The following is a 10,252-nucleotide window of genomic DNA, read 5'->3' as shown; positions in this document are numbered from 1 at the left end:
CGCGGCGTCCGCGGCGATGCTCCCACAGGTCCTGGCCACCATCCAGGCCTCGACCCAGGGCGCGCGTCGCGCCAAGGCGATGGGCCTGTACGGCGCGACGGCCGGCCTCGCCATGGTGGCAGGGCAGATCCTCGGCGGGGTCCTGGTCGCCGCCGACATCGCCGGTACCGGCTGGCGCGCGGTGTTCCTGGTGAACGTGCCGGTCGTCATCGTCGGTCTGGTGCTGGCCGCCAAGGTCGTACCGGAGACGCGTTCCCAGCACCCGGAGCCGGTGGACGTGCCCGGCACGTTCCTGCTGGCCGCGTCCCTGCTGGCGCTGCTGGTGCCGCTGACCGAGGGCCGGGCAGCGGGCTGGCCGCTGTGGACGTGGCTGTCGCTGGCCGCGTTCCCGGGGATCGTGGCCGCGTTCTACGCGGTGGAGCGCAGGGCGGACCGGCAGGGCCGTACGCCGCTGGTGCCGCCGAGTCTGCTGGCGCTGACGTCGCTGCGGCGCGGGTTGATGATCGTCCTGCCGCTGTCGATCGGCTTCAGCGGTTTCATGTTCGTGATCGCGGTGGCGCTGCAGCGCGGCGCGGATCTGGGCCCGGTCGCGGCGGGTCTGGCGCTCGCCCCGATGGCCGTGGCCTTCTTCCTCGTCTCGCTCGCCGGGCCGCGTCTGGTGACCCGGTACGGCACCCGGGTCGTGGCGGCGGGTTCGGTCGTGCAGGGGGTGGGCGTGGGCCTGATCGTGCTGGCCGCGTGGCGTTCCTGGCCGGACCTCGGCTTCGTCGAGCTGCTGCCGGGGATGGCGGTCGCGGGCGTCGGTCAGGCGCTCCAACTGCCCATCATCTTCCGGGTCATCCTGTCCGAGGTGCCCGCGGCCCGGGCCGGTGTGGGTGCCGGCGTGATGGTGACCACCCAGCAGTCGGCGCTGGCCCTCGGCGTGGCCACGCTCGGCACGCTCTTCCTGTCGCTGATACCGGGCATGGGCATGCGGGACGCCCTGGTGACAACGCTGTTGGCGCAGTTGGCGGGTGTGGTGCTGACCGGGCTGCTCAGCCTGCGGCTGCCGCGCACCATCGGATGACATGTTCACAGCTTGGACAACTCGGCGTGAATTGCGCCCCGTTGATGTTGGTCTTGCTGCACACTCCTTGCCGGAGACTCCTGAGCGGAGGCGAGGCACATGTTGCAGATCAACACGAGCAAGGTGAGCCGCTGGGACCAGCACGGGCGGGAACACGTCGTCCGCGTGCAGCGCAAGGGTGCGCAGCGCACGATCAAGTGCGACACCTGCGGCTGGAAGAAGAGCGCGCAGTTCCTGCCCTGGCTGAAGGCGGAGGAGCATCTGGCCGAGGAGCACCAGGCGACGGTGGACCCGTCGGCGGCGTAGGCGCGGGCCGCCGATGAGTTTCGGTGGCCGTTGCGGTCGTATCTCTCGTAGGCACCACGTCTACGTCCACGACCGCGACCGGCACCGGAAGGCCCATCGATGAGCGACCTGCGCGAGACGCTGATCCGACATGTCCAGGACGGGGCGCTCCCCGGCGCCGTGGGTCTGGTGGCCCGGGGCGGTGACGTCGAGGTGGTGGCGGTCGGGTCGGTGGACGCCGGCCGCACCGCGCCGATGGCCCGGGACTCGATCTTCCGTATCGCGTCGATCACCAAGCCGATCACGGCGGCGGCGGTGCTGATGCTGGTGGACGAGGGCCGGATCGGGCTCGACGACCCGGTGGCCGAGTGGCTCCCTGAGCTGGCGAAGCCGGTGGTGGTGCGCACACCCACGAGTCCCGTCGACGACGTCGTGCCGGCCGAGCGCCCGGTCACCGTGGAGGACCTGCTCAGTTTCCGCACCGGGTGGGGTCTCCCCTCCGACTTCGCGCTGCCCGCCGCGCGGGCCCTGTTCGCGATCCAGGACCACAGCCTCCCCTTCGGGGACTGGCCGGACCCGGACACCTGGCTGGGCCTGCTCGCCCAGGTGCCGATGCTGCACCAGCCGGGCGAGGCCTGGCTGTACGGCACCTCGTCCGCCCTCCAGGGCATCCTGGTCGCCCGTGTGGCGGGCCGCGCTCTCCCCGACTTCCTGGCGGAGCGGATCTTCGAGCCGCTGGGCATGCGGGACACCGGGTTCGAGGTGCCGGCGTCGAAACGGCACCGCTTCACCTCGTCCTACGCCCCGGCCCAGGACGGCACCCTGCGCCTGACGGACACCCCGGACGGCGACTTCAGCCGGCTGCCGCGCTTCCCCTCGGGCGGCGGCGGCCTGGTCTCCACGGCCGACGACTGGCTGGCGTTCGCCCGCATGCTGCTGGCCGGCGGGCAGGGACTCCTCACCCCCACCTCGGTGAGCCGCATGACCACGAACCACCTCACCGCCGCCCAGCGCGAGGCCTCGGCCCTCTTCCTGGAGGGCCAGGGCTGGGGCTACGGCGGCCAGGTCGACGTCACCCCGATCGACCCGTGGAACGTCCCCGGCCGCTACGGCTGGGTCGGCGGCACCGGCACCACGGCCCACATCGTCCCGCCGACCGGCACGGTCACGGTCCTGCTGACCCAGGTCGCGATGACGGGCCCGAGCCCGATGAAGGTGATGCGGGACTTCTGGCGGTGCACGGCGGGCGGCTGATCCTCAGCCCCGCAGCCCCCGCAGCAGCAGCTCCACCATCGCCTCGAACTCCGCCTCCACGCCCGGCTTCCGCCACTCCCTCGCGTACGACGGGTCGTGGAAGCGGCCGGTGGCCTGGAAGACCGCGCGGGCGGCCACGGCGGGGTCGGGGACCGTGAAGGCGCCGGTGCCGACGCCCGCCCGGACGATCTCGGTGAGCTGGCCGGTCAGCTCGTCGATGTGCGCGCCGACCGTCTCTCCCGCCTCCTCGGCGAGGACCGAGTACGTGGCGAAGAGTTCCGGATCGCCGCCCGCCTTCTGCCGCTTGGCCTCGAACAGCCCCGCCAGCCAGTCCCGCACCCGCTCCTCCGGGTCGCGGTCCTCCGTCACGAAGCGGGACAGCGTGTGCGAGGTACGGTCCAGCCAGCGCTGGGTGACCGCCTCCCGCAGCGCCGCCTTCGTGCGGAAGTGCCGGTAGACGGTGCCATGGCTGACGCCGAGCGCGCGGGCCACGTCCACCACGGTCGCCTTCGCCGGGCCGTGGCGGCGCAGCACTTCCTCGGTCGCTTCGAGGATGCGCTCGGCGGTCAGGGTCTCGCTCGCTGCCATGGAGAAGACCGTACCCGCAGGCCGGATCAGCGCTCGCTGTCGAGGTGCGCCATCGCGGCGGCCGGGTAGCGCTCGCCGAGCGCCGCGTCCGCCGGCACGGCCGTCTCGATCGCGGTCAGATCGGCCGCGTCCAGTACGACGTCCAGCGCGCCCAGCGACTCCGTCAGCCGCTCCCGGGTGCGCGCGCCGATCAACGGCACGATGTCCTCGCCCCGGGACAGCACCCAGGCGATGGCGATCTGCGCGACGGAGACGCCCTTCTGCTCGGCGATCTTCCGCAGCTGCTCGACCAGGCCGAGGTTGTGCTGGAGGTTCTCGCCCTGGAAGCGCGGCGAGTGCGCCCGGTAGTCGCTCGCGCCGAGCTGCCGGTCGGGTGTGAAGTGCCCGGAGATCAGCCCCCGGGACAGCACGCCGTACGCGGTGACGGAGATGCCCAGTTCACGGGTGGTCGGCAGGATGCGGTCCTCGATGCCCCGGGTGATCAGCGCGTACTCCAGCTGGACGTCCGCGATGGGCGCGACGGCGGCGGCCCGGCGGATCGTGTCGGCGCCGGCCTCGCTGAGGCCGATGTGCCGGACGTAGCCCTGCTCGACCAGTTCGGCGATCGCGCCGACCGTCTCCTCGATCGGTACGCCGGGGTCGACCCGGGCGATCCGGTAGACGTCGATGTGGTCGACGCCGAGGCGCTGGAGGGAGTAGGCGGCGAAGTTCTTGACCGCGGCGGGCCGGCCGTCGTAGCCGTTCCAGGCACCGTCCGGACCGCGCAGGCCTCCGAACTTCACGCTGGTGAGGGCCTGTTCACGAAGGGCGGCGGGGGCGGTGCGCAGGGCCTCGCCGATCAGCATCTCGTTGTGGCCCATGGCGTAGAAGTCGCCGGTGTCGAGGAGCGTCACGCCCGCTTCGAGGGCGGCGTGGATGGTCGCGATGGACTCGCTCCGGTCCGCTTCGCCGTACAACGCGGACATGCCCATGCAGCCGAGGCCGAGGGCGGAGACCTGGGGGCCGGTGGTACCGAGTGAGCGCGTGGGGATCGTCATGCGAACCACCTTGGCATGACAGATGACAGATTTCAATATCTGTCATTCCAACACCCGGCAATGCGCCGCCGGAATGGTACAGACCTCTTGACGAAAGGTCTGGACCACGCGCAATGTCATGCATACGACACCTCACCGCACCCCCACCGGGAGGCCCCGTATGCTCCGCCGCCTGCTCACCGCCGCCCTCACCGCGGCCACCCTCCTCGTCCCTCTCTCGATCGCCACCGCCCCCACCGCGTCCGCCGCCGACACCTGCGCCGTCAAGTCCCGCCCGGCCGGCAAGGTCCTCCAGGGCTACTGGGAGAACTGGGACGGCTCCGCCAACGGCGTCCACCCGCCCTTCGGCTGGACCCCGATCACCAACTCCGCGATCGCCACCCACGGTTACAACGTGATCAACGCGGCCTTCCCGGTCATCCGTTCCGACGGAACGGCCCTGTGGGAGGACGGCATGGACACGGGCGTGAAGGTGGCCACGCCCGCCGAGATGTGCACGGCGAAGGCCTCCGGCCAGACGATCCTGATGTCGATCGGCGGCGCGGCGGCCGGCATCGACCTCAGCTCGTCCACGGTCGCCGACAAGTTCGTCGCGACGATCGTCCCGATCCTGAAGAAGTACAACTTCGACGGCATCGACATAGACATCGAGACGGGATTGGTCGGAAGCGGCACCATCTCCCAACCCTCCACGTCCCAGGCCAACTTGATCCGCATCATCGACGGCATCCTGGCCCAGATGCCGTCCAACTTCGGCCTGACGATGGCCCCGGAGACCGCCTACGTCACCGGCGGCAGCATCACGTACGGCTCGATCTGGGGCGCGTACCTGCCGATCGTCAAGAAGTACGCGGACAACGGCCGCCTGTGGTGGCTCAACATGCAGTACTACAACGGCAGCATGTACGGCTGCTCCGGCGACTCGTACTCCGCCGGCACCGTCGCGGGCTTCACCGCCCAGACCGACTGCCTCAACAAGGGTCTGGTCGTACAGGGCACGACGATCAAGGTCCCGTACGACAAGCAGGTCCCGGGCCTGCCCGCCCAAGCGGGCGCGGGCGGCGGCTACATGACCCCGTCACTGGTCTCCCAGGCCTGGAGGCACTACGGCACGTCCCTCAAGGGCCTGATGACTTGGTCGATCAACTGGGACGGCTCGAAGAACTGGACGTTCGGCGACAACGTCAAGGCGCTGCAAGGGCGTTGAGACTCACCTGGCCGTGAGGGCGAGCTTCGCGCCCAGTGCCACGAACGATCCCGCGAAGCTCCGCCGCAGCCATGTCATCACCCTCGGCCGCGAGGTGACGTGGCTGCGGACGGAGGCGGCGAGGACGCCGTACGCGGCGAAGACGACGAATGTCGCCAGCATGAAGACACCGCTGAGCGCCAACATCCGTACGGCGGAGTGGGGTTCGTCGGGGCTCACGAACTGGGGCAGGAAGGCGAAGAAGAAGATCGTCAGCTTCGGGTTGAGGATGTTGATCAGCACGCCCCTGACGATCACGCGACCGGCGGAAACAGGCGCGCTGTCCTGGTCGACGTCGATCGCCGCCTTGTCCCTCACGGTCGCCCACGCCATGTAGAGGAGATAGGCGACACCGGCGTACTTGAGCACCTGGAAGGCGGCGGCACTGGCGTTCAGCAGCGCGGCCAGCCCGACGACGGTGGCCAGCACGTGCGGCACGATCCCGAGCGTGCAGGCGAAGGCCGCGAGGACGCTCGCGCGGCGCCCCCGGGAGAGACCGGCGGCGAGGGTGTAGACGACGCCGGTGCCGGGGGTGACGACAACGACAAGGGTGGTCAGCAGGAACGCGATGCTCATGCCGACCACCCTCGCGGTGCCGCGGACTCCGTTACAGGTCCAATGCGGCACCGCCATCCAGGGCCACTTGTGCCCTAGGCGCCGATCAGGCGCCCGGCCAGGTAGCCCTCGATCTGGTCGAGAGACACCCGCTCCTGCTTCATGGAGTCGCGCTCGCGGACCGTCACCGCGTTGTCCTCAAGGGTGTCGAAGTCGACCGTCACGCAGTACGGCGTGCCGATCTCGTCCTGGCGGCGGTAGCGGCGGCCGATGGCGCCGGCGTCGTCGAACTCGATATTCCAGTTCTGCCGGAGGGCAGCCGCGAGGCCCTTGGCCTTCGGGGACAGCTCGGGGTTGCGGGACAGCGGAAGCACCGCGACCTTCACCGGCGCGAGACGGTGGTCGAGGCGCAGCACCGTGCGCTTCTCCAACTTGCCCTTGGCGTTGGGCGCTTCGTCCTCGACATACGCGTCGAGCAGGAACGCCAGCATCGCCCGGCCGACACCGGCGGCCGGCTCGATGACGTACGGCGTCCAGCGCTCCTGGGCCTCCTGGTCGAAGAAGACGAGGTCCTGGCCGGAGGCCTTGGAGTGGGCGTTGAGGTCGTAGTCGGTGCGGTTGGCGACGCCCTCCAGCTCGCCCCACTCGTTGCCGCCGAACTGGAAGCGGTACTCGATGTCAGCGGTGCGCTTGGAGTAGTGGGAGAGCTTCTCCTTGGGGTGGTCGTACCACCGCATGTTCTCCTCGCGCAGGCCCAGGCCGGTGTACCAGTTCCAGCGCTCCTGCATCCAGTACTCCTGCCACTTCTCGTCCTCGCCCGGCTTGACGAAGAACTCCATCTCCATCTGCTCGAACTCGCGGGTGCGGAAGATGAAGTTGCCGGGCGTGATCTCGTTGCGGAAGGACTTGCCCATCTGCGCGATGCCGAACGGCGGCTTCTTGCGCGAAGCGATCTGCACCTGGGCGAAGTTGGTGAAGATGCCCTGCGCGGTCTCGGGGCGCAGGTACGCGACGGAGCCGGTGTCCTGCGTCGGGCCCAGGTGGGTGGAGAGCAGGCCGGAGAACTGCTTGGGCTCGGTGAACTGGCCCTTGTTGCCGCAGTTGGGGCAGTTGATGTCGGCGAGGCCGTTCTCGGGGGCGCGGCCGTGCTTGGCCTCGTACGCCTCCTCCAGGTGGTCCGCGCGGAAGCGCCGGTGGCAGGAGGTGCACTCGGTCAGCGGGTCCGAGAAGGTGGCGACATGGCCGGATGCGACCCAGACCTCGGGGGCCAGGATGACGGACGAGTCGAGACCGACCACGTCCTCGCGCGACGTCACCATGTAGCGCCACCACTGGCGCTTCAGGTTCTCCTTGAGCTCGACACCCAGGGGTCCGTAGTCCCAGGCGGCCTTCTGGCCACCGTAGATCTCACTGCTAGGGAAAACGAAGCCACGGCGCTTGCTCAGGCTGACGATGGTGTCGATCTTGTCGGCGGCCACGATGCTCTCTTCATGACGAATGGACGGTAAGGAGGGGCGGCGCGAAGCGCCTCGATGAGGGGTGGTGGTCGGGAGACGGGCGGGCGAATGACTTAGGTTACCGGCGCCTCCCGCCCCCATATCAAATCGGTTCCGCACCCGAACCTTGTTGACAACGGTTTCCATGTCAGTTGAAAATGACTGTCATGAACGTACGACGACGCCACATATCCGGGATCGCGATAGCCGCGGCCACCGCCCTCGGTCTCGGGACCCTCTCCGCCTGCTCCGACAGCGCGGCAGCAGCCAACACGGACAAGTTCGACGTCGTCGCGTCGTTCTACCCACTCCAGTACCTCGCCGAGCAGATCGGCGGGAGTCACGTCCACGTCACCAGCCTCACCAAGCCCGGCCAGGAGCCGCACGACCTGGAGATCAGCGCGCAGCAGATCGTCGCGCTCCAGGAGTCCGACGCGGTGCTCTACCTCAAGAACCTCCAGCCCGCCGTCGACAAGGCGGTCGACCAGTCCGAGATCAAGACCAAGATCGACGCCGCCTCCCTGACCACGGAGGAGAAGCACGGCAACGAGGTCGGCGGCCACGCGGCCACGCACGACACCTCGAAGAACGAGGAGCTGGCCGGCCTCGACCCGCACATCTGGCTCGACCCGGTGCGCTACGCCCAGGTCGCCGCGGGCGTCGGCAAGGCCTTCGAGAAGGCAGACCCGAAGAACGCGGCCGACTACAGGACGCGCACCGCGGCCCTGGTCAAGAAGCTGGACGCGCTCAACACCGAGTTCAGGACCGGCCTCGCCGACACCAAGAACAAGGTGTTCATCACCACGCACGCCGCCTTCGGCTACCTCGCCGAGCGCTACGGCCTCACCGAGGAGGCCATCAACGGCCTCGACCCCGAGTCGGAGCCCAGTGCCGAGCGCGTGAAGGACCTTGAGAAGATGGCCAAGGCCGACGGCGTCACCACCGTGTTCTACGAGACGCTCGTCAGCGACAAGACCGCGAAGACCATCGCCGCCGACGCGCACCTGAAGACCGACGTCCTCGACCCCATCGAGGGCATCACCGCCAAGTCCCGCGGCAAGGACTACTTCTCGGTCCAGCAGGCCAACCTCAAGGCGCTGCGGACCGCGTTGGGAACCAAGTGACCGTTACGGAGGACGTCATGGGCGAGCCCGTCATATCGCTGCGCGGAGTCCGCGCCGAGCTGGGTTCGCGCCCCGTCCTGCGCGGTATCGACCTCACCGTGCACCGCGGTGAGGTCGTCGCGCTGCTCGGTGCCAACGGCTCCGGCAAGTCGACCGCGATCCGCACGATCATCGGCCAAGTCCCGGTCAGCGAGGGCGAGATCGAGCTGTTCGGCACCCCGCGCCGCGCCTTCGGCGACTGGCGGCGCGTGGGTTACGTACCGCAGCGCACCACGGCCGCGGGCGGGGTGCCCGCCACGGTCACCGAGATCGTCGCGTCCGGCCGCCTCTCCCGGACCCGCTTCGGCCTGCTGCGCAAGGCGGACCACGAGGCCGTACGGCACGCCCTGGAGCTGGTCGGCATGGCGGACCGCGCCAAGGACTCGGTCAACGCGCTGTCCGGCGGCCAGCACCAGCGGGTGCTGATCGCCCGCGCGCTCGCCGCCGAACCCGAACTGCTGATCATGGACGAGCCGATGGCGGGCGTGGACCTGGTCAGCCAGGAGGTCCTGGCGGCGACCCTGAGCCGCCAAGTCGCCGAGGGCACAACGGTGTTGCTCGTCCTGCACGAACTCGGCCCGCTGGAGCCCCTGATCGACCGCGCGGTCGTCCTGCGCGACGGCTGCGTCCAGCACGACGGCCCGCCCCCGCACGCCCTGGGCCAGCATGCCCTGCCCGGCCACGACCACGTACACCCGCACTCGGCGGCGGACGCCGAACCGATCCGCACGGAGTTGCTGAGCCGATGGACTTCCTGAACTACGCCTTCATGCAGCGGGCCCTGCTCGCCGCCGTCCTGGTCGGCATCACCGCGCCCGCTGTCGGCATCTACCTCGTCATGCGCCGCCAGGCCCTCATGGGCGACGGCATCGGCCACGTCGCCATGACGGGCGTGGGCCTCGGCTTCCTCCTGAACACCTCCCCGGTCTGGATGGCGACCGCGGTCTCCGTCGTCGGCGCGATCCTCATGGAACTGATCCGCTGGTACGGCAAGACCCGCGGCGACATCGCCCTCGCGATGCTCTTCTACGGCGGTATGGCCGGCGGCGTGATGTTCATCAACCTCGCGCCCACCGGCTCCAACGCGAACCTCACGTCGTACCTCTTCGGATCCCTGTCGACGGTCTCGCAGTCCGACGTGACCGCGATCTGTCTGCTCGCGGCCTTCGTGGTGGTGGTCACGCTGGGGCTGCGCAGGCAGCTGTTCGCGGTGAGCCAGGACGAGGAGTTCGCGCGGGTCACCGGCCTGCCGGTGCGCGCGCTGAACCTGCTGACGGCCATCACGGCGGCGGTCACGGTGACGGTCGCGATGCGCGTGGTCGGCCTGCTGCTGGTCAGCGCGCTGATGGTGGTCCCGGTGGCCGCCGCCCAGCAGCTGAGCCGGAGCTTCGCCGCGACCTTCGCCATCGCGGTGGCGATCGGCGTGAGCGTGACCATCGGCGGCACCGTCACCTCGTACTACCAGAACGTCCCGCCCGGCGCGACGATCGTGCTCCTGACCATCGCCGCGTTCATCGCGCTCACCGCCCTCGCGACCCCGCTCGCCCGCCGCCGGGCCCGGG

General features: G+C 69.8%; 11 protein-coding genes. 7 read left to right on the top strand and 4 right to left on the bottom strand.

Translation table 11 applies throughout. The features are described 5' to 3' along the window. The 3 genes from R6V09_RS35820 to R6V09_RS35810 form a co-directional block, all read left to right on the top strand. Positions 1-1,066, top strand: a 1,066-nt coding sequence (locus tag R6V09_RS35820; protein ID WP_317885636.1) for an MFS transporter, incomplete at its 5' end; no start/stop codon positions are given. A gap of 99 nt (positions 1,067-1,165) precedes the next feature. After that, positions 1,166-1,372 (top strand): hypothetical protein, encoded by a 207-nt coding sequence (locus tag R6V09_RS35815; protein ID WP_317885635.1) that lies wholly within the window; start codon positions 1,166-1,168, stop codon positions 1,370-1,372. 99 nt (positions 1,373-1,471) lie between these two features. Further along, the gene (locus R6V09_RS35810) at positions 1,472-2,605 is read left to right on the top strand and encodes a serine hydrolase domain-containing protein (RefSeq protein ID WP_317885634.1); all 1,134 of its coding nucleotides are present in this window, start codon (positions 1,472-1,474) and stop codon (positions 2,603-2,605) included. Between the two features lie 3 nt (positions 2,606-2,608). On the opposite strand, the gene R6V09_RS35805 is transcribed toward R6V09_RS35810, so the two are convergent. Next, positions 2,609-3,193 (bottom strand): TetR family transcriptional regulator, encoded by a 585-nt coding sequence (locus R6V09_RS35805; RefSeq protein WP_317885633.1) that lies wholly within the window; start codon positions 3,191-3,193, stop codon positions 2,609-2,611. A 26-nt stretch (positions 3,194-3,219) separates the two neighbouring features. Then, positions 3,220-4,230: an aldo/keto reductase gene (locus R6V09_RS35800; RefSeq protein WP_317885632.1), complete on the bottom strand. Its 1,011-nt coding sequence runs from the start codon at positions 4,228-4,230 to the stop codon at positions 3,220-3,222. A 160-nt stretch (positions 4,231-4,390) separates the two neighbouring features. Between R6V09_RS35800 and R6V09_RS35795 the strand changes: the two genes are divergently transcribed. Beyond that, positions 4,391-5,437 (top strand): chitinase, encoded by a 1,047-nt coding sequence (locus R6V09_RS35795; protein ID WP_317885631.1) that lies wholly within the window; start codon positions 4,391-4,393, stop codon positions 5,435-5,437. A 3-nt stretch (positions 5,438-5,440) separates the two neighbouring features. Here R6V09_RS35795 and R6V09_RS35790 read toward each other — a convergent pair whose 3' ends face one another. Then, positions 5,441-6,052, bottom strand: a complete 612-nt coding sequence (locus tag R6V09_RS35790; protein WP_317885630.1) for a LysE family translocator — start codon at positions 6,050-6,052, stop codon at positions 5,441-5,443. Between the two features lie 74 nt (positions 6,053-6,126). Beyond that, the gene (locus R6V09_RS35785; protein ID WP_317885629.1) at positions 6,127-7,509 is read right to left on the bottom strand and encodes a glycine--tRNA ligase; all 1,383 of its coding nucleotides are present in this window, start codon (positions 7,507-7,509) and stop codon (positions 6,127-6,129) included. 185 nt (positions 7,510-7,694) lie between these two features. Between R6V09_RS35785 and R6V09_RS35780 the strand changes: the two genes are divergently transcribed. From R6V09_RS35780 to R6V09_RS35770, 3 genes are all read left to right on the top strand, one after another. Beyond that, the gene (locus R6V09_RS35780) at positions 7,695-8,651 is read left to right on the top strand and encodes a metal ABC transporter substrate-binding protein (protein ID WP_317885628.1); all 957 of its coding nucleotides are present in this window, start codon (positions 7,695-7,697) and stop codon (positions 8,649-8,651) included. Between the two features lie 17 nt (positions 8,652-8,668). Continuing rightward, the gene (locus R6V09_RS35775; RefSeq protein WP_317885627.1) at positions 8,669-9,448 is read left to right on the top strand and encodes a metal ABC transporter ATP-binding protein; all 780 of its coding nucleotides are present in this window, start codon (positions 8,669-8,671) and stop codon (positions 9,446-9,448) included. Then, positions 9,436-10,252 (top strand): metal ABC transporter permease (locus tag R6V09_RS35770; protein ID WP_317885626.1); only part of this gene is annotated, 817 nt, incomplete at its 3' end. The genes R6V09_RS35775 and R6V09_RS35770, both read left to right, overlap by 13 nt.

It is taken from the genome of Streptomyces sp. W16 (genome assembly GCF_033194735.1).
In the GTDB taxonomy this organism is placed as follows: Bacteria; Actinomycetota; Actinomycetes; order Streptomycetales; family Streptomycetaceae; genus Streptomyces.
The sequence above is the reverse complement of the archived record's forward strand: the minus strand, read 5'-3'. Positions and strand labels throughout refer to the sequence as shown.